18 protein-coding genes are annotated in these 24,177 nt (G+C 61.8%); 13 read left to right on the top strand and 5 right to left on the bottom strand.

Annotated features, from left to right (window positions below):
• Positions 1-32: 32 nt before the first annotated feature.
• The 3 genes from Q5H89_RS10255 to Q5H89_RS10265 form a co-directional block, all read right to left on the bottom strand.
• On the bottom strand, positions 33-1,418 hold the full coding sequence (locus Q5H89_RS10255; RefSeq protein WP_305019215.1) for a GDSL-type esterase/lipase family protein: 1,386 nt from the start codon (positions 1,416-1,418) through the stop codon (positions 33-35).
• Positions 1,419-1,530: 112 nt separating this feature from the next.
• Positions 1,531-3,576: a HelD family protein gene (locus Q5H89_RS10260; RefSeq protein WP_305019216.1), complete on the bottom strand. Its 2,046-nt coding sequence runs from the start codon at positions 3,574-3,576 to the stop codon at positions 1,531-1,533.
• Positions 3,577-3,726: 150 nt separating this feature from the next.
• Positions 3,727-4,317, bottom strand: coding sequence for an RNA polymerase sigma-70 factor (locus tag Q5H89_RS10265; protein WP_305019217.1), 591 nt, complete (start codon positions 4,315-4,317; stop codon positions 3,727-3,729).
• Between the two features lie 429 nt (positions 4,318-4,746).
• Here Q5H89_RS10265 and mraZ point away from each other — a divergent pair, with 429 nt between their 5' ends.
• The 13 genes from mraZ (at position 4,747) to ftsZ (ending at position 21,718) form a co-directional block, all read left to right on the top strand.
• Positions 4,747-5,229, top strand: a complete 483-nt coding sequence (gene mraZ, locus Q5H89_RS10270; RefSeq protein WP_305019218.1) for a division/cell wall cluster transcriptional repressor MraZ — start codon at positions 4,747-4,749, stop codon at positions 5,227-5,229.
• Positions 5,226-6,167 (top strand): 16S rRNA (cytosine(1402)-N(4))-methyltransferase RsmH, encoded by a 942-nt coding sequence (gene rsmH, locus Q5H89_RS10275; protein WP_305019219.1) that lies wholly within the window; start codon positions 5,226-5,228, stop codon positions 6,165-6,167. Before mraZ ends, rsmH begins: the two co-directional genes overlap by 4 nt.
• 214 nt (positions 6,168-6,381) lie before the next feature.
• Positions 6,382-7,149, top strand: coding sequence for an FtsL-like putative cell division protein (locus Q5H89_RS10280; RefSeq protein WP_305019220.1), 768 nt, complete (start codon positions 6,382-6,384; stop codon positions 7,147-7,149).
• Positions 7,133-9,715: a penicillin-binding protein gene (locus Q5H89_RS10285; protein WP_369810653.1), complete on the top strand. Its 2,583-nt coding sequence runs from the start codon at positions 7,133-7,135 to the stop codon at positions 9,713-9,715. Before Q5H89_RS10280 ends, Q5H89_RS10285 begins: the two co-directional genes overlap by 17 nt.
• Complete coding sequence (locus Q5H89_RS10290) at positions 9,712-11,184, top strand: UDP-N-acetylmuramoyl-L-alanyl-D-glutamate--2,6-diaminopimelate ligase (protein WP_305019221.1); 1,473 nt, start codon at positions 9,712-9,714, stop codon at positions 11,182-11,184. The genes Q5H89_RS10285 and Q5H89_RS10290 overlap by 4 nt, the downstream gene beginning before the upstream one ends.
• A gap of 85 nt (positions 11,185-11,269) precedes the next feature.
• Entirely contained in the window at positions 11,270-12,490 is a 1,221-nt protein-coding gene (mraY, locus tag Q5H89_RS10295) for a phospho-N-acetylmuramoyl-pentapeptide-transferase (protein ID WP_305019222.1), read from the top strand.
• Positions 12,491-12,494: 4 nt separating this feature from the next.
• Complete coding sequence (gene murD / locus Q5H89_RS10300) at positions 12,495-13,865, top strand: UDP-N-acetylmuramoyl-L-alanine--D-glutamate ligase (protein WP_305019223.1); 1,371 nt, start codon at positions 12,495-12,497, stop codon at positions 13,863-13,865.
• A gap of 53 nt (positions 13,866-13,918) precedes the next feature.
• A complete protein-coding gene (locus Q5H89_RS10305; protein ID WP_305019224.1) occupies positions 13,919-15,115 on the top strand; it encodes an FtsW/RodA/SpoVE family cell cycle protein in 1,197 nt (398 codons plus the stop codon).
• A gap of 97 nt (positions 15,116-15,212) precedes the next feature.
• A complete protein-coding gene (gene murG, locus Q5H89_RS10310; protein WP_305019225.1) occupies positions 15,213-16,301 on the top strand; it encodes an undecaprenyldiphospho-muramoylpentapeptide beta-N-acetylglucosaminyltransferase in 1,089 nt (362 codons plus the stop codon).
• Between the two features lie 48 nt (positions 16,302-16,349).
• Positions 16,350-17,744, top strand: coding sequence for a UDP-N-acetylmuramate--L-alanine ligase (gene murC / locus Q5H89_RS10315; RefSeq protein ID WP_305019226.1), 1,395 nt, complete (start codon positions 16,350-16,352; stop codon positions 17,742-17,744).
• Positions 17,745-17,816: 72 nt separating this feature from the next.
• Positions 17,817-18,575 carry a cell division protein FtsQ/DivIB gene (locus Q5H89_RS10320; RefSeq protein WP_305019227.1) on the top strand — a complete coding sequence of 253 codons (759 nt, stop codon included), beginning with the start codon at positions 17,817-17,819 and terminating at the stop codon, positions 18,573-18,575.
• 84 nt (positions 18,576-18,659) lie between these two features.
• The gene (gene ftsA, locus Q5H89_RS10325) at positions 18,660-20,084 is read left to right on the top strand and encodes a cell division protein FtsA (RefSeq protein ID WP_305019228.1); all 1,425 of its coding nucleotides are present in this window, start codon (positions 18,660-18,662) and stop codon (positions 20,082-20,084) included.
• 107 nt (positions 20,085-20,191) lie between these two features.
• Entirely contained in the window at positions 20,192-21,718 is a 1,527-nt protein-coding gene (gene ftsZ / locus Q5H89_RS10330; RefSeq protein ID WP_305019229.1) for a cell division protein FtsZ, read from the top strand.
• A gap of 74 nt (positions 21,719-21,792) precedes the next feature.
• Here the strand turns inward: ftsZ and Q5H89_RS10335 are convergent, their stop codons facing one another.
• On the bottom strand, positions 21,793-22,929 hold the full coding sequence (locus Q5H89_RS10335) for an acyltransferase family protein (protein WP_305019230.1): 1,137 nt from the start codon (positions 22,927-22,929) through the stop codon (positions 21,793-21,795).
• 35 nt (positions 22,930-22,964) lie between these two features.
• Positions 22,965-24,095, bottom strand: coding sequence for a cytochrome-c peroxidase (locus Q5H89_RS10340; protein WP_305019231.1), 1,131 nt, complete (start codon positions 24,093-24,095; stop codon positions 22,965-22,967).
• Positions 24,096-24,177: the final 82 nt, after the last annotated feature.

A 24,177-nucleotide genomic window follows, 5' to 3' on the forward strand; every position in this document is an offset into this window, starting at 1 on the left:
CGGCCTCCCCCTTAGTCACCCCTCAAAAAAAATTAGCGCGGCGCGGCCCCGGCGCGTTTGGGGCGGCCTAGCAGCGGCGCGGCGTGGCTGGGCTGCGCCAGGCGCAGCAGGCCATTGGTGCTCTGGGCCAGGTTGCGAAGCGAGTCGGGCTGGTGGGGGCGGCGGCCACCGAGCGGGGCATACAGCTCCAGGCTCGATTTGAGGAGCGAATCGGCCGCCAGGGCGCGGGCCTCGTCGGCATTCATGCCGGCCCGGTAAAAAAGCCAGTTGCGGTACTGCACCCGCCGGGGCGCCCGGCTGCCCCCGAGGCTGAGCTGCCGGGTCAGCAGCCGTTCGGGCAGGCGGCCCACCTCGGCCCCGTCGAGGTACAGCGCGGTGTACCCCGCGGCGTAGTAGTGGGCAAGGGCCAGCTGGTGCCAGCGGTTGTCATTCACGCGCTGCGGGGTGGCTAGCCGCCCGCCCCGGGCCGAGGTGTAGGCCAGCCCCCCGCCGGGCGCAATGCTTAGGCTGCCGCTCGCCGTGCTGTCTTGCAAGCCTACCAGCTGCCCCGTGCCGGCCGTGCGAAAGCTGACGACCTGCGTGAACGGGTGCAGCAAGGCTTCGGGCCGCAGCACCAGGCTAGCTGCGCCGGGCCCGCCGCTGCCCAGCCGCACGCCGGCCGTGGGCTGCCGGCGCGGCAGGGCCTTGCCCGCCCGCAGCGCATCGAACAGGGAGGGCACAATGGCATGGGCCAGCTCGGCGTGGCCGGCGTCGTTGGGGTGCAGGGCATCGTCCCAGTAGCCGGGCGCCCAGTGGCCGGCGCCGTCGTCCACGGCCCCCAGCAGGTTGATGCTGGGCACGGCCCAGGCGTGCAGCAGCAGGTTCATCTGCTTGATGAAGGCATAATCTTCGGGCGTGTAGTCGTTGCGGGTGTAGCAGTTGGCCACCACCGGCACCAGCCCCTGGGCCCGCGCCCGCTGCACCAGCTGCGCGAGGTTGGTTTTAAACTGCTCGAAAATGGGCTGGCCGCCGCCGTGAATGCCTTCGTTGCCCAGCGACAGCGCCAGCACCACGTAGCGCCCGCGCTGGGGCGCCAGGTCGCGCGGCCAGCGGGCAGCCACTTTGGTCGTGTTATCGCCGGGCACCGAGATGTTGGCTACCGTCCAGGCCGCACCCTGGCCGGCGGTGGCGCGCCGGCCCAGCAGCGCGGCGTAGCGCGCTACGTAGCCATACTTGTTGGTAGCGCCCTGCCCAAAAGGTACCGACGAGCCGAAGAACACAATTTTCAGCGGGTTCAGCGTATCGGCGGGCTGCTGGGCCAGGGGCGGGCGGGCGGGGGCTAGCGGGGCGGCGCCCGCGCCCAACTGCGGAGGAAGTGCCAAGCCAGCTGCGCCGAGCAGCCCGGCCAGGGTTAGATTGAGGAAAAGGGAAGTCGACATAAATAGTCATAAATAGTAAGGAGTAGAAGTGCCAGGCAATGAAGCGCGGCTAGGGGGGCTAGGGGGTGAGGTTGACGTCCGAAGTACCAAAATCAAACCGCGCCCCGCGCCGCTAGCCCGCCAAAAAACCAGTAGGCTCCCCCGTATGCGTCAGCGTGAGCCGGTGCATGGCGCGGGTGCACGCCACGTAGAGCATGCCCTTATCCACGGCCGTGTGGTAGGTGCGAGCCGTGGCGAAGGGCACAACGACCTCGTCAAATTCGAGGCCCTTGGCCAAATGCGCCGTGGTGATGATGATGCCCTCCTTGAAGGTCGCCGACTCGGCCGTAAGCAGCTGCCCGCCATCGGCTTGCAGGGCCTCATAAACCGCCCGGGCCTGCCCCAGCGTTTTGCAGATAATGCCCAGCGACTGCTGGCCGGCGCCCTGAAAGGCCGCCGCCAGCTCCCGAATGGCCTGCAACTCCTGAGCTGGGCTAGCAAAGCGCAGCACGGCGGGCGCCTGCCCGTGGCGCTGCAGCGGCACCAGCCGCGGGTTGGGCACAATGCGCTGGGCAAAGGTTGTGATTTCGACGGTCGAGCGGTAGCTGCGGTGCAGCTCCACCACCTCGGCCTGCGGAAAAACCCGCTCGATGGTTTCGGCCGGGGAAGCGCTGTAGGGATTCACCGTCTGGCTCACATCACCCAGGATGGTTTTGCGGCACCCAAACACGCGGGCCAGCACCGCGTACTGCACGGGGGTATAGTCCTGCATCTCGTCTATTACCAGGTGCTTCACGTGCTCGTAGGCCGTGCCGCCTTCCAGCCGCAGGCGTAGGTAAATGAGGGCAAACACATCGGCGTATTCCAGGCGCTGGCCCGGCTCGTAGCGCAGCAGCTCGGGCCGGCCCAGCCAGCGAAAAAAATCGCGGTACAGGTCCGGCACCTGCGTAAACTTGAACATGTGCGCCACGGCCTCGCCAATGGTGCCTTTCTCCTGCCCCGTGAGCTTGCGGCCAACGGCGTCGCGCACGTAGTTGCGCACATCCTGGGCCACCAGCGGGAAGCGCTTCAGGAGCGGCACCCGGTGGTAGGCTTTAAACTTGGCCAGAATAAACGGCAGCGGTACCACGGTCTTGCCCACCCGCAGTTCCTTGCTAGCGAAGTAGTTATTCTCAATATACAGCAGGTACTGGTTCAGCTGCCCCAGAAATTCCACCGACGACTTGACCCGGATGCGCTCGATAAACGCCGGGTCGGGGTTTTCGAGCAGCGCCGAAACCTGTTCGAAAAACGTCTGGAAGGTGTAGCCGCCGCCCAGCAAATCGGCGGCCAGCTCCTCCATGCCCAACTCCGGAATATGGTCCTCGCCCAGCTCGGGCAGCACGTTCGAGATGTAGTCGGCAAACACCTTGTTGGGCGAGATGATGAGCACGTCGCGCGCCGTAATCGTGTCGCGGAAGCGGTACAGCAAAAACGCAATGCGGTGCAGGGCAATCGAGGTTTTGCCCGAGCCCGCCACGCCCTGAATGACCATTACCGACGCCGTTTCATTGCGAATCACGGCGTTCTGGTCGCGCTGAATGGTGGCCACGATGGTCTTCAGCTTGTCGTCCGAAGACTTGGCTAGCTCGCGCTGCAGCACGTCGTCGTGGATGTTTACGTCGTTTTCGAGCATAAACTCCAGGCGCCCGTCGCGGATTTTGTACTGCCGCTTGCGCTCGATAACGCCCGGCACCGTGCCCGAAGGCGTGGGGTAGGAGGCCTCCCCTAGCTCGTAATCGTAGAACAGCGATGAGATGGGCGCCCGCCAGTCGTAGATGAGGCTCTGCCGCTGCTGCTCGTCCAGAAACGAGTACATGCCAATGTAGACCGGCACGGCGGGCTTGCCCAACGGGGCAAAATCGACCCGCCCAAAATAAGGCGACTGGCTCAGCTTGAGCAGCTTGCGCTTGCGCGCCACGGCGGCTTCGCCCGTAAAAGCCATGCGGTTGATGGACTGGTCGGCGGCTACCATATCCGCGTCGTCCATGCCCGACTGGTTTTCGTGGATGTACTGCTTCTTCTCCCGCAGCTCGGCCGAAAACTGCCGCACGGCCTCGTCGCCGCGCCGGATGGCCAGCGCCAGCTTCTCCTTTATCTCTTCCAGGTAGTCTCGTTCGGCTTGCTCGGTGGCGTTCATCCTGGCTCAGGGTAATAGGCTAACAAACCGCAAAGGTGCCAGAAAATTCAGGGCTAGCGCAGCTGGCAGCTGGTTTTGGCCCCCCCCCGCGCCGGCCGGTAGCTGGCTCTAAAGCTCTTGCGCTTGGGCTACCCTAGCCAGCCACAGCCCTCAGCGCTTGCCGAGCGCCAGGGCCAGCAGCAGCCCCAGCACGCCGCCCCCGTGCAGGTTAAAATACTTGCGCAACGTCTTCAGCGCCTGCATAATGTGGGCCTCCACTGTCTTCACCGATACGCCCTGGCGCTCGGCAATTTCGGGGTAGGAGAGTCCCTGCTGCCGGCTCAGCACAAACACCTCGCGCTGCTTGGGCGGCAGGCGGTCGAGGGCGGCCAGGTACAGCGCCTCCATTTCCTGGTACTCGGCCTCGTTGGCCACGCTGGCGGGGCTGGTGGCCGCCACCTGGCCGTGCAGGCGCAGGTGGTGCTGGTCGCGCCGCAGCTCATTCAGCACCGCGTGGTGGGCCGTGGTAAAGAGGTAACCTTTCAGCGGAATATCGTCGCGCAGCTGCCCGCGCTTCTCCCAAATCTTGATAAAGCACTCCTGCACAATCTCTTCAGCCGCCGGCCGCGACTTGAGGTAGCTATACGCAAAGCGATACACCAGCGCGCTGTAGTGCCGGAACAGGGCATCAAACGCCCGCTCGTCGTCCTGTTTCAGGCGGCGCAGGCAGTCCGGTTCCGAAAAGGCGGGTGGGGCGGGCAAGGGGCTAAAAAGCTGAGATGATGCCGAAAATTAACAGGAAAATGATAGACCTTGTCACTGATTGCCTCGCCGGTCGGCGCCGGGGCTAGCGAAAGGCCTTTGCTAGTGCTAAAGGAAGGTTGCCGGTGCCAAATCCGGAAGCGGTTAAGGATTGGGAGGCAAGAGTAAATGCCGTTTTTGCAACATTGTTTCGCTAAAAATAAAATTTGCGACCGCCACATTTTAGTTTCGATTTTGCCCCGAAACCGCTGCTGAATAGGCTTTTCCGGCTATGCAACAAAGATGCATTAGTAAGTAAAGGTGCGTCTGTAGCTCGTAGAGGCACTTTCGGGGCTGTGGTAGAAAGTGGTAGAAAGTGGCGGGTTTTTTGAAAGCACGCGTACTTTTGTTATCCTAGCCTAGGCCGCTGCCGGGCAGGCCTTTTCTCTCATGCACCAGCTCCTGTCCGGCGAATACGACTGCAAGCTCGACCCCAAAGGTCGGCTGGTGCTGCCTGCCAAGGTGAAGGCCAGCTTGCCCGAGGCCTACGCCAGCCAGCTGGTGCTGGTGCGCGGCTTCGAGCCCTGCCTGGTGCTGTACCCGCGCTCGGCCTGGGAGCTGATTCACGCCAAAGTGATGGCCCTGGATGAGTTTAACGAGGAGTACCGGCAGTTTCAGCGCAATTTTTTTCGGGGTATGACCGAAGTGGAGCTTGACAGCATTGGCCGCTTTGGCCTGCCGGGCTCCATGCGCCGCTACGCCGGCCTCGAAAAAGAAGCGGTGATAGTGGGCCTCGGCAACCGCTGCGAAGTGTGGGACCCCGCCCGCTACGACGAACATTTAATCAAAGACCAGCAAGCCTTCTCCAAACTCGCGCAGAAGTTCTTGTCGGCCACCCCCGAAACGCCGGCCCTGCCCGGCCTGGCCGCATGAGCACCCGCCCCAACGATACCGCCTACCACCGCCCCGTGATGCTGGCCGAATGCCTGGCCGGCCTCGACCTCGTGCCCGGTGGCCGCTACGTCGACGTCACCTTCGGCGGCGGCGGCCACTCGGCGCGCATTCTGGATAAGCTAACTGAGGGCCACCTCTATAGCTTCGACCAGGATGAGGCCGCCGAGCGCCAGGCCGCCGAGCTGGCCCGGCCGCAGTTCACCTTCATCCGGGCCAATTTTCGACACCTCACCGCCGAGCTAGCCCAGCGCGGTGCGCTGCCCGTGGATGGCCTGCTGGCCGACCTGGGCGTGTCGTCGCACCAGTTCGACACCGCCGAGCGGGGCTTCAGCACGCGCTTCGACGGGCCGCTCGATATGCGCATGGACCCGCACGACAGTAGCGTAGCCACCGCCGCCGACGTGCTAAATGACTACGACGAGGCCGCGCTGCACCGCATTTTTGGCATGTATGGCGAGGTAACCAACGCGCGCACCCTGGCCACCACCGTGGTGCAGGCCCGTCGCCAGCGCCCGCTGCGCACCATTCAGGAGCTTAAGCAAGCCATTCAGCCCGTAGTGGCCCGCGGCAAAGAGAATAAATACCTGGCTCAAGTGTTTCAGGCCCTGCGCATTGAGGTCAACGACGAGCTGACGGCCCTGCAGGAAATGCTGACCCAGACCGCCCAGGTGCTGCGCCCGGGCGGCCGGCTCGTCGTGATGAGCTACCACTCGCTCGAAGACCGGCTGGTAAAGAATTTCCTGAGTCAGGGCAAGTTTTTCGGGCAGGCCGAAAAGGATTTATACGGCCGCGTGGCGCTGCCTTTCGAGTCGCTCACGCGCAAGCCCACCGAGGCCTCGGCCGACGAAGTAGCCGAAAATAGCCGCGCCCGCAGCGCCAAGCTGCGCATCGGCGTGCGAACCTCTATTCCTGCGTAAGAGCATGGCCGGTAATACAATACGTCCCGCCGCGGCTGGTCCGCCCCGCGCCAACACCGTGCGCCCCCCCCGGGTACCGGAGCCTGTAAACGAGGTTCCGGTTGAGCCAGCAGGGCCGCCCGTAGTTGCGCCGGTTCCGCTCGCTAGGGCCGCTGCTGCGCCCGCGCCCGCCGAACCCAAAGCTGCCGCGCCGCTGCCGACCGAACCCAAAAAAATGCGCAAGCCCGCGCCGGCTCCCGTCGAGTTTACGGCCCCGGCCTGGGACCGCAACGAGGGCGTGACGGCCACCGGCTGGAGCTTGTTTTCGCTGCTCGACCGCTTTACCGGCCTCGACGGGCTGTTTCGCGAAGGCTTGCCGGTGCGCTTTCTGCCCAAGTTGTTGTTCGTGATGCTGCTCATCCTGCTCTACATCGGCAACACGCACTATGGCAACCGCATGAACCGTAACATCCAGCGGCTCAAGCAGGAAACCGAAGACTTGCGCGCCGACTACACCACCCTGAAGTCGGACTACATGGAGGCCAGCAAGCAGAGCGAAGTGGCCCGCAAGGTGGCGGCCATCGGGCTGGTCGAGAGTTCGTCGCCGCCCTTCCGCATTGCCGTGCCCGCCGGCCGCCTCGACGAGGCCCAGCTCGAAACCATGCCCGTGCTCACCGCCGATACCCTGGCCGCCCGCGCCGCCCGCGACTCGGTAGCGTCCGTCCGGGCCGATTCTATCCAGGGCCGGGCGCGCCGCCAGCAGCTAGGCCTGCCCGCCGATGACACGCCCGAGCTTGGCGCCCCACCGCCCGGCCTGGCCCCCGAAGACTCGGCCAGTGGGCCTGCTACAAATGCTAATCGATTGGCTACTAGAATAGAAAGAAAATCAGCAGCAGCTAAAAAGCAGCCTGATAGTACAAAAAAGCACAAGACAGTTCAAACGGTTCCTGGCCGCTCGGCCAAAGCTGATTTTAAAAAGTCGTCCCATGAAAGGCAGCGTTAAGAAATCCATTGTCACGCGGGTGCGGCTCGCGTTTCTGGGGGTGACGCTGTTTTCCGGCGCCGTGGCCTGGAAAATCTCGCACATCCAGTACCAGGAAGGCGCCAAGTGGCGCGCCCTGGAACAGGAGCGCCGCATCAGCTACCAGCCGGTGCCGGCTACCAGGGGCAATATTTACTCTGATAATGAGAGTATTATGGCTACGTCGCTACCTTTTTACCGGGTGGCCTGGGACCCCGGCGTGGTAGACGATGCCACGTTTAGCGCTAAAGTAGATTCGCTGGCCGGCTGCCTGGCGCACTTCTTTCAGGACCGCAGCAAGGAGGAATACAAGCACAAGCTGATGGCTGCCCACGGCGACCATGATGTGCGCTACATCCGGCTGAACTCGCGGCAGATTAACTTTCAGGAAAAGAAGGAGTTGGCGAGCTGGCCCATCTTCCGGGCCAAGCGCCGGGGCGGGGTCATTTTTGAAAAAGTTGATAAGCGCTTCCGGCCCTTTGGCGGGCTAGCCCAGCGCACGGTGGGCTTCGTGAATGAAGACAAAAACGGCGCGGGCCTAGAGTTTACGTTCCAGCAGAAGCTGGCGGGCCGGCCGGGCGAGGCGCTGTTTGAGCGCGTGCCGGGCGGCTTCAAACCCGTGTACGACGGCACCGAAATCAAGCCCCAGCCGGGCTACGATGTAAAGACAACCCTCGACATCAACCTGCAGGATGGGGCCGAGGATGCGCTTTACAAGGCTTTGGTGGCCAACGACGCCAAGTACGGCTGCGTGATTTTGATGGAGGTGAAAACCGGCGAAATCAAGGCCGTGGCCAACCTCGGCAAGGCCGAAGACGGCACCTACAAGGAAGACTACAACTACGCCTTTGCCGACCAGGGCCGCACCGAGCCGGGCTCGACCTTCAAGCTGGCGTCGATGACGGCGGTGTTCGAGGCTGACCCTGGCCTGCAGCTCGACGATATGGTGGACACCGGCCCTGGCCGGATGCTCATTGGCGGGGCCGTGAAAACCGATTCGCACGCCAACGGCCGCATCACGGTGCAGCAGGTGTTTGAGAAATCGAGCAACATTGGGGTGGCGCGGCTGGTGCAGGAGCACTTTGCCGGCAACCCCACGCGCTACACCGACTACCTCAAGAAATTTGGGCTGGATAAACCGCTAGGCTTCCAGATGAACGGCGAGGCCCTGCCCTACGTGAAAGACCCCCGCGACCGCAGCTGGAGCCGCACTTCGCTTTCCACGATGGCCATCGGCTACGAGCTGAAGCTGGCGCCCCTCCAAACGCTGGCTTTCTACAACGCCGTGGCCAACGGCGGCGTGAAAGTGGCGCCCATGATAGTGCGCGAAATCAAGCAGGCCGACCAGGTAGTGGAGCACTTCGAGACGCAGGTGCTGAACCCCAAAATCTGTTCCGATGCCACCCTGCGCAAGCTGCACGCTATGCTGGAAGGCGTGGTGCTGGAAGGCACGGCCAAGGCCATCCGGCCCAAGGACTACAGCATTGCCGGCAAAACGGGCACGGCCTGGAAGTTCAAGAACGGCCGCTACACCAAAACGTACTCGACCAGCTTCTGCGGTTTTTTCCCGGCCGATAAGCCCAAGTACAGCTGCATCGTAGTGATTGACTCGCCGAGCAAGGGCCGCATCTACGGCGGCGACGTGGCCGCCCCGGTGTTCCGCGACGTGGCCGACAAGTGCATGGCCCGCGACCAGGCCAGCCAGCGGCCCATGCTGGCTAGGGTGCCCGCCCGCCGCACGCCCGTGCCGCTGGTGCGCGCCGGCTTGCAACAGGAAATTGCGTTGGTGTGCGACCGCATCGGCCTGCCCGGCCAAACCCACGCCACCGGCGGCGAGGAGTGGGTGCGCGCCACGGCGGCCGTCGATACGGCATTCGTGGCGCGTACCGTGTCGCTGCGCCCCGATGCCAGCGTGGCGCACCCCGGCCGGATGCCCGACGTGCGCGGCCTTACCCTACGCGACGCCCTGTTTTTACTTGAAAACCGGGGCCTGAAAGTACAGGCCAGCGGCACTGGCCGCGTGCGCGAGCAGTCGCTAGCCCCCGGCGAGTTTGCCAAGCGCGGCCTCGTGGTAGGGCTTATTCTCACGCCCACCGCCGCGCCCACCGCCGCGCCGCTAGCCCTGCCCGCGCCGGTGCACACCGAAGTAGAGGAGAATACGCTGCTCATTCCGGCCGAGTCGGGCACCCGGGCCAAGGCGCTGAAGCCTGCCGCACTTGCGGCCAAGACTGCCGCGAAGCCGACTGCTGCCAAGGCCAAAGCCTCGACCACTAAACCCGCGAGCGCCCTAGCTGAAACCACCAGCAAGCCAGACGCTAAGGTGACCAGAAAGCCAGCCAGCTCACCATCGAAAGACAAGCCAGCCAAGGAAAAGCCAGCTATCGCTACACCCAAAGAAAAGCCGGCCAAGGCTAAAAAGTCAGCCCCTAATACTAAGGCGGATATCCGCACGACTCAGCGAAGCGCGGCGCCCGCTTCGGCACCTTCGGCGGGAACTTCGCCGGTCAAAAAAGGAGCTTCTGCTGCCAAAAACCGAAAAACTGCATGAGTACGCTGCCCCTTTTTGCTTTGCTCACCGAGGTTGACGTGCTAGCCCAGCATGGTAGCCCCGACGTGCCCGTGGCCGGCCTCACCCTCGACTCGCGTCAGGCGGGGCTGGGCATGCTGTTTTGCGCCCTGCGCGGCACGGCCACCGATGGGCACAGGTTCATCGGCAAGGCGGTGGCGCAGGGCGCGGCTGTAATTGTCTGCGAGGAGCTGCCGGCCGAGCTTAGTCCCGCCACCACCTACGTGCAGGTGGCCGACAGCGCCGCCGCATTAGGGCCGATTGCCAGCGCCTTCTACGGCCACCCCTCGCGCCAGCTGACCCTGGTGGGCGTGACCGGCACCAACGGCAAAACGACCTGCGCTACGCTCTTGCACAAGCTGTTGCGCGAGCTGGGCTACCACGCCGGCCTGCTGAGCACGGTGCAGAACCAGATTGACGAAACCGTAATCCCGAGCACCCACACCACGCCCGATGCCATTCGGCTCAACGAGCTGCTGGCCCAGATGGTGGCCGCCGGCTGCACCCACGCCTGCATGGAAGTGAGCAGCCACGCCGTGGCCCAGCACCGGGTGGGCGGGCTGCGCTTCGCGGGCGGGGTTTTTACTAACCTCACCCACGACCACCTCGACTACCACGGCACCTTCGATAATTACCTGAAAGCCAAGAAGGGCTTTTTCGACGCGCTGCCCAAAACCGCGTTCGCCCTCACCAATGCCGACGACAAGCGCGGCCCAGTGATGCTGCAGAACACGGCCGCCCGCCGTGCCAGCTATTCGCTGCGCTCGGCCGCCGATTTTCGGGCCCGGCTGGTCGATAACAGCCTGGCGGGTCTGCTGCTCGATATCGACGGCCGCGAGGTGCATTTCCGCCTCATCGGAGTTTTCAACGCCTATAACCTGCTGGCCGTGTATGGCGCGGCCGTGCTGCTGGGTGAAGACCCCACCGAGGTACTCACCATTTTGTCGGGCCTGACCACGGCGCCCGGCCGCTTCGAGCCCGTAACGGTGCCCGGCCAAGCTATTTCGGGGCTGGTGGACTATGCCCACACGCCCGACGCCCTCGAAAACGTGCTCCAAACGTTGCTTCAAACGCGCCGGCCCGAGCAGCGCATCATCACGGTGGTGGGCTGCGGCGGCAACCGCGATGCTACCAAGCGCCCCATTATGGCCCGGCTCGCCGCCCAGCTCTCGGATGCCGTGATTTTGACTTCTGACAACCCGCGCGACGAGGACCCCCTGGCCATCCTCGACCAGATGCAGGCCGGCATTCTGCCGCCCGCCGATGCGCACACTCAAACCATCGCCGACCGCCGCCAGGCTATTCGGGCCGCCGTGGCCCTGGCCCGCCCCGGCGACCTTGTACTGGTGGCCGGCAAAGGCCACGAAACCTACCAGGAAATCAAGGGCGTGAAAACCCACTTCGACGACCGCGAAGAGCTGCGCGCCGCTTTGCTCGAACGTAAAAAGTAAAAATTATGAAGTAGAAAATTAGGAGTTTTTTGCCACCCTGGCGCCCAATTCCTAATTCATACCTCATAATTCATAATTCCAAAAGATGCTCTACTATCTCTTTCGCTACCTGCACGAACACTTTCACTTGCCCGGCGCGGGCGTGTTTCAGTACACGACCTTTCGGGCGGGGCTTTCCGTGATTGTGTCGCTGCTTATTGCCCAGCTTTTTGGCGCGCGCCTCATTCGGGTGCTCCAGCGCAAGCAGGTGGGCGAAACCATCCGCGACCTTGGCCTGCAGGGCCAGAGCGAGAAAAAGGGCACGCCCACCATGGGCGGTCTCATTATTCTGCTGGCCATTCTGGTGCCGGTGCTGCTGTTTGCCCGGCTGCGCAATATATACATTATCCTCATGCTGCTGAGCACGGTGTGGCTAGGGCTCATCGGCTTCCTCGACGACTACATCAAGGTCTTTCGCAAGAACAAAGAAGGCCTGAGCGGGCGCTTTAAAGTACTGGGCCAGATTGGCTTAGGCCTCACCGTGGGCTGGGTGCTCTACTACAGCAACGAGGTAACTGTGCGCGAATACCTGCTGCCCAACGGCCAGTACTCGGCCATCGACGCCACCAAAGTGTGGAAAGACGTGCACCTGACCCTGACCACGGTGCCGTTCATGAAAAACAACGAGCTGAACTACGGCGACTTTTTCTCGAATGCGCAACTGGTTTTCAAGGACTTCTACGGCCTGCTCTACATTCCGCTGGTTATCGTCATCATCACGGCCGTGAGCAATGGCGCCAATATTACCGACGGCCTCGATGGGCTGGCGGCCGGCACCTCGGCCATTATCGGCCTCACGCTGGCCATTTTCGCTTTCGTGAGTGGCAATGCCTTGCTGGCTGACTACCTGGATGTTATGTTCATTCCGGATTCGGGCGAGCTGGTTATTTTCTGTACCGCTTTCGTCGGCGCCTGCATCGGCTTTCTCTGGTATAACTCGTACCCGGCGCAGGTATTTATGGGCGATACGGGCTCGCTGGCGCTGGGCGGCATCATTGCGGTGCTAGCCCTCATCGTGCGCAAAGAGCTGCTGATTCCGGTGCTGTGCGGCGTGTTTTTGATTGAGAACCTGTCGGTTATCGTGCAGGTAAGCTGGTTTAAATACACCAAGCGCAAGTATGGCGAGGGCCGCCGCCTGCTGCGCATGTCGCCGCTGCACCACCACTACCAGAAGCTGGGCTACCACGAATCCAAGATTGTGTCGCGCTTCTGGATTGTGGGTATTATGCTGGCCGTCATTACCTTGGTTACTTTAAAGCTGCGTTAACATCATGGCTGAAAACGCGAAATATATCGTCATTCTCGGCGCCGCCGAAAGCGGAGTGGGCGCGGCCTTGCTAGCCCAGGCTAAGGGCTTCGGCGTGTTCGTGTCGGACCGGGGCGCTATTCAGCCCCAGTACAAGGAAAAGCTGGCCAAAGCGGGTATCGAATTTGAGGAAAACCAGCACACCCTCGACCGCATTTTGCAGGCTAGCGAGGTAATTAAAAGCCCCGGTATTCCGGAAAAAGCGCCCGTCATTAAAGCTTTGCGGGAAAAGAAAATCCCGATTCATTCCGAGATTGAGTTTGCCAGCCGCTACACCAAGGCGCGCTTCGTGGCCATTACCGGCACCAACGGCAAAACCACCACCACGCTGCTTACCTACCACCTATTAAAGGAATCTGGCTTCAAGGTGGGGCTGGCCGGCAACATCGGCTACTCGCTGGCCGAGCAGGTAATCGACGACAAGCACCAGTATTACGTGCTGGAATTGAGCAGCTTCCAGCTCGATGATATCACCGATTTCCATCCCTGGATTGCGCTGCTGCTCAACATCACCCCCGACCACCTCGACCGCTACGACTACTCGCTGGAGAAATACGCTCGGGCCAAGCTGCGCATTGCCGAAAATCTGGTTACCGATGACTACCTGATTTACAACGCCGACGATGAGAATACGGGCCGTTTCCTGACCACGGCTTTTATGACGGCCTTCACGCTGCCCTTCAGCCTGCACCACCGGCCCGACTACCACCTGGCCGGCTACTACGAGGACGAATGCACCCTGCGCGTGCACCTGCCCATCGAGGACCGCCACCCCGATAAGGTGAGTATCAAAAACTCGCCGCTCATCGGCCAGCACAACCAGCAGAATATGGCCGCCGCCATTTTGGCGGCCCGCGTGGCCGGCGCCTCGCCCGCCCAGATTGAGGCCGCGCTGCGCACCTTCCAGAATGCCGACCATCGCCTGCAACTCGTGCGCGAGCTGAACGACGTGCAGTTTATCGACGACAGCAAGGCCACCAACGTGGAGGCCGCCTGGTACGCCCTCGACGGCATTAAGCGGCCCATTGTGTGGATTGCCGGCGGCACCGACAAAGGCAACGACTACGCCAGCATTGAGCCGCTGGCCGAGCAAAAAGTAAAAGCGCTCGTGTGCCTCGGCGTGGATAATGCCAAGCTGCGCGCCGCGTTTGAAGCCAAAGTGCCGCACCTCGAAGAAACCCAAAGCATGGCCGATGCCGTGCGCCGCGCCGCCGCCCTGGCTAGCCCCGGCGACGTGGTGCTGCTCTCGCCCTGCTGCGCCAGCTTCGATTTATTTAAAAACTACGAAGACCGGGGCCGGCAGTTTGCCGCCACCGTGCAGGCCCTAACTACTTAGTAAGTAGGCGCCTGAATCTGCGAAATCAGTTAAATCCGTTAAACCTGCGGTCTATGGAAACCACCCGGCACACCTGGTTGCAGCGCAACCTCAAAGGCGACCCCATTCTGTGGGCCATCGTTATCCTGTTTTCGCTCATCAGCATCGCGGTTGTGTACTCGGCCACCGGCACGCTGGCCTACCGCAACGAGCTGCACGGCCGCACCGGCTCGGTCGAGCTTATTGTGCTTAAGCATACAAGCCTGATATTCATCGGGCTGGGCCTGATGTGGCTGGCGCACCGCATCGACTACCGTCACTATTCGCGGCTGTCGCTGTACGCGCTGCTTATTTCGGTGCCGCTGCTGCTGTTCACTTATTTTATGGGTGGCGAAATGAATGGCGCCTCGCGCTGGCTCACCATTCCGGTAATTAACCAGACGTTCCAGCCGTCCGACCTGGCCAAGCTGGCGTTGATTTCGCACCTCGCCAGCATGCTCAGCCGCCGCCAGCAGCACCTGCACGATTTCTGGAGCACGCTCTTCCCGGTAATGCTTTGGGTAGGGGTTATCTGCGGGCTGATTGTGCTGTCGAATGCGTCTACCGCGCTTTTACTATTTCTGACCTGCCTGCTGCTCATGTTCATCGGCCGCGTGCCCATCAAGCAGATGCTGGTGATGGTGGCCATTGGCGTAGTACTGGGCGGGGCGGGGCTAGCGGCCGGCCAGCGCCTGGGCACCGTAATGTCGCGCGTTACCAATTTCACCGACAAAACCAAAAAGCCGCAGTTTCAGCTTGAGCACTCGTTTATCGCCATTGCCACGGGCGGCCTCACCGGCAAAGGCCCCGGCAAAAGCACCGAGCGCAACATTATGCCGCATCCGTATTCCGACTTTATCTACGCCATTATTATCGAGGAATATGGCATGATTGGCGGCTTGTTCGTGCTCTTTCTTTACCTGGCTTTTTTATATCGAGGATTAAAAACCGTGATGAATAGCCAGGGCGCCTTCGGCGGCCTGCTCTCGGCGGGCCTGAGCTTCAGTTTGGTGTTGCAGGCAATGGTAAATATGGGCGTGGCCGTAGGGCTAGGGCCCGTTACGGGCCTGCCGCTGCCCATGCTAAGTATGGGTGGCACCTCGCTCATTTTCACCGGATTAAGCGTAGGGGTTATTCTGGCCGTAAGCCGCGGCGAGCGCGAAACCCGCCCCATGAAAGGCGAGCCCGCCGACACGGTGCGCATTCCGAGCCAGCGGGCGCAGTACGCTTGATGATTGTGAATAGTCGAGTAGCGCTTGTTATGTTTATTCTAAAATTAATTAACGCCGGGCTGCCAACAATTACCAATCAATAATTACCAATAATCAGATGAAATTTATTATTTCCGGCGGCGGCACGGGCGGCCACATTTTTCCGGCGGTAGCTATCGCGAATGAAATTCGGCGGCGACAGCCCGATGCTGATATTTTATTTGTGGGCGCCAATGGCCGCATGGAAATGACGCGCGTGCCCGAAGCCGGCTACCCCATTGTGGGCCTCGATATTACCGGCTTGCAGCGCCGCCTCACGCCGCAGAATATTTTATTTCCGGTGCGGGTATTTCGCTCGGTGCGCAAGGCCGGAAAATTAATTCAGGAGTTTCGGCCCGATGCCGTGGTGGGCGTGGGTGGTTACGCTTCGGCGCCGGTGTTATTAGCCGCCACTTCGCGTGGCATTCCGAGTTTGATTCAGGAGCAGAATTCCTATGCTGGCCTGGTTAATAAACTGCTGGGCCGCCGCGTGAGCAAAATATGTGTGGCCTACGACGGGATGGATAAATTCTTCCCGGCCGAGAAAATTGTGCTCACCGGCAACCCCGTGCGCACCGAAATTGCCTACAGCAGCCGCGCCGAGGCGCAGCAATTCTTCAACCTCGACCCAAGCAAGAAAACCTTGCTCGTAATTGGCGGCAGCCTGGGTGCGCGCACCCTCAACCTGGCCACGGCCGCCGCCCTGCCGCGCCTCCAGGAAGCCGGCGTGCAATTGCTCTGGCAAACCGGCAAGGTATACTTCCCCGAAGCCCAGCAGCAGGCCGCACCCTACGCCGCCAGCCACCTGCAGGCGCTGGAGTTTATCGGGCGCATGGACCTGGCTTACGCCGCCGCCGATGTAGTTATCAGCCGGGCCGGTGCGCTCTCAATATCAGAGCTTTGTCTTACGGGTAAGGCCAGCGTGCTGGTGCCCTCGCCCAACGTGGCCGAAGACCACCAAACCAAAAATGCCCTGGCCCTGGTGGGCAAATGCGCGGCCGTGCTCATCACCGACGAGCACGCGCTCACCCGCCTCTACGATGAGGCCCTGCGCCTGCTCGCCGACCCCGGCCGCCAGCAGCAGCTAGGCCAGCGCGTGCACGAGCTGGCGCGCCCCCAGGCCACTACCGCCATTGTGGACGAATTATTTAAGTTGCTAGCTAAATAAAGTGGCTGTTATACCAAACGTAGTGAAGCACGGCATTTTGAATTACTAATGCAGCAATTTCCGTACATATTTTTTCTGGGTATTGGGGGCATTGGCATGTCGGCGCTGGCGCGCTGGTTTAAGGCTAACGGCCACCAGGTGAGCGGCTACGATAAAACCGAAACGCCCCTTACGCTCGCCCTGCAGGCCGAAGGCATTGCCGTGCACTACGCCGATGCGGTCGAAAATATTCCGCTGGAAATTCGGGAAAACAAAGCGCAGACTTTAGTCGTGCTCACGCCTGCTATTCCGGCCACGAGCCTCGAATGGGCGTGGCTGCGGGCGCAGGGCTACGATATTCGCAAGCGCAGCCAGGTGCTAGGGGTGCTCACGCAGGGCCGGCCCACCATTGCGGTGGCCGGCACCCACGGCAAAACCACCACCAGCAGCATGGTAGCGCATTTACTGCACCATGCCGGCCTCGACGCGGGCGCGTTTCTGGGTGGCATTGCCGTCAATCTGGGCTCAAATTTATTGCTGCCCAAAAGTCCCGCTGCCCCGGTGGTAGTGGAGGCCGATGAGTACGACCGCAGCTTCCTGACCCTGCACCCCGACGTGGCTATTGTCACGAGCACCGACGCCGACCACCTCGACATTTACGGCGAGCAAAGCGCGCTTATCGACTCATTTTGCCAGTTTGTGAGCCAGCTAAAGCCCGGCGGCACGCTGCTGCTCAATCATACGGCCGATGCGCGCGTGGCCGCCGCCGTGCCGCCCGGCACGCGGGTGCTGCGCTACGGCCTCACCGCCGCGCAGGGCCCCGATTTATTTGCTGCCAATATCACCGCCGAAGGCCACGAGTTTCACTTCGATTTACACGGCCCGCTAGGGATAATAGCCGGGCTGAAGCTGGCCGTGCCGGGTTTCCACAACGTAGAAAATATGCTGGCTGCCGCCGCTGCGGCGCAATTATTTGGCGTAGCCGAAACGCAACTGCCTGAGGCCGTGGCGGCCTACCGGGGTGTAAAAAGACGCTTCGAATTTATCGTAACCGGCCCCGCCAAGGTGTACGTAGACGATTACGCCCACCACCCCCGCGAGATTGAAGCCTTCCTGCGTTCGCTGCGGGCGCTGTACCCGGAGAAGAAATTGCGCGTCGTTTTTCAGCCCCATTTATTTACCCGCACCCGCGATTTTGCCGAGGGCTTTTCGCAAAGCCTGAGCCTGGCCGATGAGGTAGTGCTGCTGGATATTTATCCGGCCCGCGAGCTGCCGCTGCCGGGCGTCACGGCGGCCATGCTGCTCGATGCCATTACGGCGCCAGCTAAATCGCTGCAAACCAAGGCGCAAGTATTGGAAAATGCTGAAAATAATTCTACATTTGACATCTTAGCCACCGTAGGGGCCGGCGATATAGACACACTAGTGCCGCAGCTGAAAAAGATAGTGGAAAAGAGGGCCTAGTGCTTATAGATGCTTGTAGCCGAATGGGTTGAGTTTGTTTTTTCGATACCGTGTTAGTTTGCCAATTAAAAAATGGATAAGTCAGTCCGCAATTTGCTTGTCGCGCTTGCCTGCCTGCTGGGGCTGGGGGGCATGGCCGCGTTTGCGGCGCTGCGGCAGGCCCACCGCCCGGTGCAAAATATCGTGGTGAATGTGGCCAACGAGTTTGATAATTATTTTATCAGTGAGCGTGGCGTTACGGCCTTGCTCACCAATGGCGGCAAGGAGCCCGTGCTCGGCACCGTGCCCGAAGGCCCGCGCCTGCGCGAACTCGAAAACCGCCTCAAGGCGCATCCCTTCGTGCGCAGCGCGCAGGTGTACCGCGACCTGGCCGGTAACCTGCACGCCGATGTGCACCAGAACCGCCCCATTGCCCGCCTGGTGCACCCCGACGACCGCCTCGACAGCTACGTCGATGCCGATGGCCAGCGCCTGCCGCTTTCGCCGCTCTACACGGCTAGGGTGGCCACGGTGAGCCGGGCCGGTGGGGGCACGCTGCCTACCACCTTTTTCCGGGACAGCACCAGCCGCGGCTACCTCGAATTTTTGCGCTACGTAGATGAGCACCCCTTCTGGAAAGCCCAGGTGGCCGAAGTTTTTGTGGAGCCCGGCGGCAAGCTCAGCTTTACGCAGCAGGTAGGCGACCAGCGCATTGAGTTTGGCGCGCCGGAGAATATTTCAGAAAAATTCGCGAAATTGATGGTATTTTACCGGCAGATTCCTTCGGTCTTGGGCTGGGATACGTACCATCGCGTCAACGTAGAATACCAAAACCAAATAATTTGCGAGTAGTAACTACTTGGCAATCAAAATCCTGATTTTTATACACTTTGCTAACTAGTTTAGCTGCTGCTCTTTCACTGCCACTCCGTCCTTATGCAACAAGATAAAATAGTCGTCGGTCTCGACATTGGCACCACGAAAATTTGCGCCTTGGTGGGCCGTAAAAACGAGTACGGCAAGCTCGAAATTCTGGGCATGGGCAAGGCCGTGTCGGAAGGCGTGCAGCGCGGCGTCGTGCTCAATATCGACAAAACCGTGGACGCCATCAAGCGGGCCATCCGGCAGGCTGAGGAGCAGTCGGGCATCGATATCGGCGTGGTAAACGTGGGCATTGCCGGGCAGCACATTAAATCGCTGCAACACAATGGCTCGATTACGCGCCCCAGCGGCGACAACGAGATAACCCAGGACGATGTGAACCGCCTCACGGCCGACATGTACCGCCTGGTGACGCCGCCCGGCTCGCAGATTATCCACGTGATGCCCCAGGATTACAAAGTTGACTTTGAAGGTGGCGTAACGGACCCCATCGGCATGGCCGGCGTGCGCCTGGAAGGCAACTTCCACATTATCACGGCCCAAAGCGCCGCCATCAATAACATCAATAAGTGCGTGACCAAGGCGGGGCTAGCCATTGCCGACCTGATTCTGGAGCCGCTGGCGTCGAGCGTATCGGTGCTGAGCGACGAAGAAAAGGAAGCCGGCGTGGCCCTGATTGATATTGGCGGTGGCACCACTGACCTCGCCGTGTTCAAGGACGGCATTATCCGCCACGCGGCGGTGCTGCCGTTTGGGGGCAACATTATTACCCAGGATATCAAGCAGGGCTGCAACGTGACGCCCAACCAGGCCGAGCAATTGAAGGTAAAGTTTGGCAAAGCCATTGCCGAGGAGGCTAGCGACTACGAAATCGTGAGCATTCCGGGCCTGCCCAACCGCCCACCCAAGGAGGTATCGCTCAAGAACCTGGCTTATATTATCGAAGCCCGCATGTCGGAGATTATCGAGCTGGTATACGCCGAAATCTACCGCATGGGCCTGCAGGACCACCTGTCGGCCGGTATTGTGCTGACGGGTGGCGGCTCGCAGCTCCAAAACCTGGAGCAGCTCACCGAGTACCTCACCGGCCTCGACACGCGCATCGGCTACCCTAACCAGCACCTGGGCAAGGGTAAAATCGAAGCCGTAAAATCGCCGATGCACGCTACCGGCGTGGGCCTCGTGCTAGCCGGCTACCAGGCACAGGACGAGCGCATTGCCCGCCCCGGCTATGCCGAAGAAGAGCTGGCTTCGGCCTCGCCCTATAGCTACCAGCCCGCCGCGCCCGCCCCGGCGCCGGTGGTGCCCAGCTTTACTACGCCGGCGCCCACCGCTGCGCCCGCCCCGGCGGCGCCCGCCGCCAGCACCCCCGAGGCACCCAAGCCCCCGAAAGAGCAGAAGGGCCTCAAGTTTTTGGGTGACATCACCCGTAAGCTAAAGGGAATTCTGATTGATGATTTTGATGATAAGCAATACTAGGTTGAGCTATGAGTTATGAGTTATAAGTTATGAATTGGCTGGCTAACTGCCTGATGGACAATTTATAACTCATAACTCATAACTTGTAACTCATAACTCAACAAGTTATGAATTTTACCTTCGACATTCCTGCCCAGAGCCGCTCCATCATCAAGGTGATTGGGGTAGGGGGCGGGGGCTCCAACGCCGTGAAGCACATGCACAAGCAGGGCATCAAGGACGTGGAGTTTATTATTTGCAACACCGACCGGCAGGCGCTCGAAAGCTCCACTGTGCCCAACAAGCTTCAGATTGGGGTTGACCTGACCGAAGGGCTAGGGGCCGGCGCCAAGCCCGAGCGCGGCCGCCAGGCGGCGCTGGAAAGCCGCGAGCAGATTCGCGAGCTGCTCAGCAACGGCACCAAGATGCTGTTTATCACGGCGGGTATGGGCGGCGGCACGGGCACGGGCGCGGCGCCCGTAATCGCGCAGGTGGCCCAGGAGCTGAACATCCTGACGGTGGGCATCGTGACGGCGCCTTTCCTTTTTGAGGGCAAGAAAAAGCGTGACCAGGCCGAGCAGGGCATCAAGGAGCTGAGTGAGCACTGCGATACGGTGCTCGTGATTCTCAACGATAAGCTGCGCCAGCTTTACGGCAATCTTACAATGGGCCAGGCTTTTGCAAAAGCCGATACCGTGTTAACGACGGCCGCCAAGTCGATTGCCGAGATTATCACGGTGACCAGCGACGTGAACGTGGACTTCGAAGACGTGAAAACGGTGATGAAGGACTCGGGCGCCGCCGTGATGGGCTCGTCTATTACGGAAGGCGAAAACCGCGCCCGCCGCGCCGCCGAGGAGGCGTTGAACTCGCCGCTGCTCAACAACACGGATATTAAAGGCGCGCAGCGCATTCTGCTCAGCATTATGTCGGGCGACCAGGCCGAGCTGGAAATGGATGAGCTGTCGGAAATCACCGAGTACATCCAGGACAAAGCCGGTGAGGATGCCGAAATGATTTTCGGCCACGGCACCGACGATACGCTGGGCCAGAGCATTCGGGTGACGGTAATTGCCACGGGCTTTGCCCGCGAGGCCCACACCATCTCGACTAACAGCCGCCCCGAAGCCGCGCCCGAGCCCGTAGCCGCCGCCCCGGCTACCGAGGTGCAGGCCCCAAGCTTTATGCAGGACCGGCCCAGCCAGCCGGCACCGGCTGCACCCGTGGTGCCCACTTTTACCACGCCCGCCGCCCCCGAGCCCGCTCGCGTAACCTACGAACTGAACGGCCCCAGCGTGCCCGTGGCCCAAACGGGCCTAGCCGGCGCGCCCATTACCGCGCCCGGCGACCCGGTGCTGGTGACCGGCCAAAATCAGCCGCAGGGGGCTGGCCAGCCGGTGCCCGCGCCGCGCCCGCGCCCGGCCATGCTGGAGGCCCAGGCCGAGGAGCGCCGCCGCCGCTTGCAGCAGCTAAGCCAGAACCAGGGGCTTTCGCCCGAGGCCACGACCCACCTCGACACGCCGGCTTACCTGCGCCGGGGCCAGAAGCTGGAGCCGGTAACGCCAAGCAGCGCCCAGAATATTTCGCGTTTCAACCTGAGCGACGACAATGAGCTGCTGGGCGATAACCGGTTTTTGCACGACAACGTGGACTAGGTGCACTACCTTATAAGCGACGAAAAAGCGCCCCGCTGGCTAGCCCAGCGGGGCGCTTTTTGTGGTAGCTAGGGTCAGTCAGCAATGGCCACGGGTTGCTCTGCCACGGGGCGCGAGTAGGCAAACTGGCGCCGAAGCCGGTCGAGCGGGGCTTCCAGCCAATACCACGAAGCGGCGCTCAGGCCAACTAAGATGGGCGCCAGGAGCACTACGGTCGGCAAGGGGCTCAGCCAGAAGTGCCGCAGGCTGGCTGCATTGGGCAGGCTGGCCGGCAGCAGATGGTACACCAGCCGCTGATAAAACACGGGCAGCAGCAGGTGGTAGAGATACAGCCCGTAGCTGCGTTCACCCAGCCATTGGGCCAGCGGGTGGCGCAGCCAGCGGGCAGCGCGCGGGGCCGTGAGCAGCCAGCGCAGCGTGCAGTACGAGGCCAGCGCCCCCAGGCTGTGTCCGATAACTACCCAGTACAGCTGGCCCGTCGGGCCTAGCTGCGAAAAGTACCAGCCCGCCGCCCAGGCTAGCCAGGCGGCCGCCACCAGCTTGCCCGAAAAGTTATCGGCCACAGTGCGTAGGCGCGGGGCCTGCAAGCGCAGCAAAGCGCCGGCCGCAAACAAGTCGAGGCAGGCGGGCAAGAGCACCGTTACGAAGCCCGGCCCCACGGCCCACACCCAGCCGGCGCGAAACAAAAAGGCAAAACCAATGACGGCCCATAAGCCGGCTTGCGTGGTGCGCAGCCGCCGCAACAGCGTGAGCAGCAGCGGCCACAGCAGGTAAAACTGCTCTTCTAAGGCCATCGTCCAGAAGTGGCCCAGGCCCTCGGGCCAGCTTTGCAGCCGGTAGCACAGCAGGTTGGTGGCGGGCAAAATAAACCAGAGCGGGTATTGGTGCAGCGTAACCAGCGGCAGTGCCGCCGATAGTGCCAGCACTACGTAATAAGCAGGCGTAAGGCGTAGCGCCCGCCGTAGGTAAAACACGCCCAGGCGCCGCCCCCAGGCGCCGGCGCCACCCCAGTAAATATCGTTCTTCCAAATCAGGCCCGAAATAAGGTAGCCACTGAGCGTGATGAACAGCATGCGGCCCGGCGAGCCAAAGGGCCAGGGCGACAGCGTCCAGTGCACCAGGATGACCAGGCCCACGGCCACCGCCCGAACGCCCATTAGCTCGGGCTGATAAGTAGGGGTGATGGGGCTAGTGGCGGGTAGGGCAGGCATTGAGCGCGCAAATTACGCGGGCGCGGCCCGTGGCCCTAGTGCGGGTCGGCAAACCGCGGGTCGCTGATGAACGTCGAGTCGGTGAGGGTTTTTAAAAAGGCAATAACCTGCTTCTTTTCGGTGGCCGTGAGGTCCATGTGGGTGCCGAAAGGCGGGTCGTTGATGCCCAATATGAGGTTGTTGTCGAGGCCAGGGCTAGCCATCTGCACGTGGTCGGAGTAGTGGTCGAGCACTTCCTCCAGCGTTTTGAAGCGTCCGTCGTGCATGTAGGGCGCGGTGAGGGCAATGTTGCGCAGCGTGGGCGCGATAAACTTGCCCTGGTCCACGGCCAGCTTGGTAACGCCCGCCCGCCCGGGGTCGGCAAACGTGAGGTCGAGGCCGTTATTGAAAAAAGTACCCTCAAAATTCGACGACATCAGCGGCTGGGAGTGGCAGTGAAAGCACTCGGCCCCGCGCACCGAGCCCGGCGCAATGTGGGTGGTATAAAGCTGCAGGCCCTTCACCTCATCGGCCGTGAAGCCGGTGCGGGTGGCCATGTAGGTGTCGTAGCGCGAGGAGCCCGAAATAAGCGTGCGCTCGAACTGCGCCAGTGCCTTCAGGGTCAGCTCGGGCGTGATGGTTTGCGTGCCGAAGGCCGCCAGAAACAGCGGGGGGTACAGCGAAGTGGCTTGGAGCCTGGCCACGCTGGTAGCCAGGGGCTGGTGCAGCTCAATAGTGTTTTCGAGGGGCTTCTGGGCCTGGGTTTCGAGCGTAGTAAAGGCGCCATCCCAGGTTAATTGCTTGCTCCAAAGCACGTTGGTGAGCGACATAGTGCCGCGCGGGTTGGGCACGCCATCTACGCCCACGGCTAGGGGCAGGCCGTCGGTGAAGGCCTTGCTTTGCTGGTGGCACGAGCCGCAGCTCATGGTGCCGGTGCTCGACAAGGCTTTTTCGTAGAACAGCCGGCGGCCCAGCGCCACGCCTTCATTGGTAAGCGGGTTATCGGCCGGAATAACGGGCGTGGGAAAGCCCGCCGGCAGCGTGAGCGAGTAGGCTGTGGGCTTGGCCGGCGTGGGGGCGGGGTTGTCGGTGCCCGGGGTATCCTTGCCGCAGCTGGCCGCCGCCAGCAGCACGGCCGTGCTCAGCAGCATTCCTACCCAAGAAGCAAACGACGCGCGAAAGGCCATAAGAGCAAAAAAATGAGCACCGTAAAGGCGGCGCGTTGCGCCGACAACGACGAAGGTAAGGCGGTTAGTTTCGGGCGGTGGG

It is taken from the genome of Hymenobacter cheonanensis, from assembly GCF_030581075.1.
In the GTDB taxonomy this organism is placed as follows: domain Bacteria; phylum Bacteroidota; class Bacteroidia; order Cytophagales; family Hymenobacteraceae; genus Hymenobacter.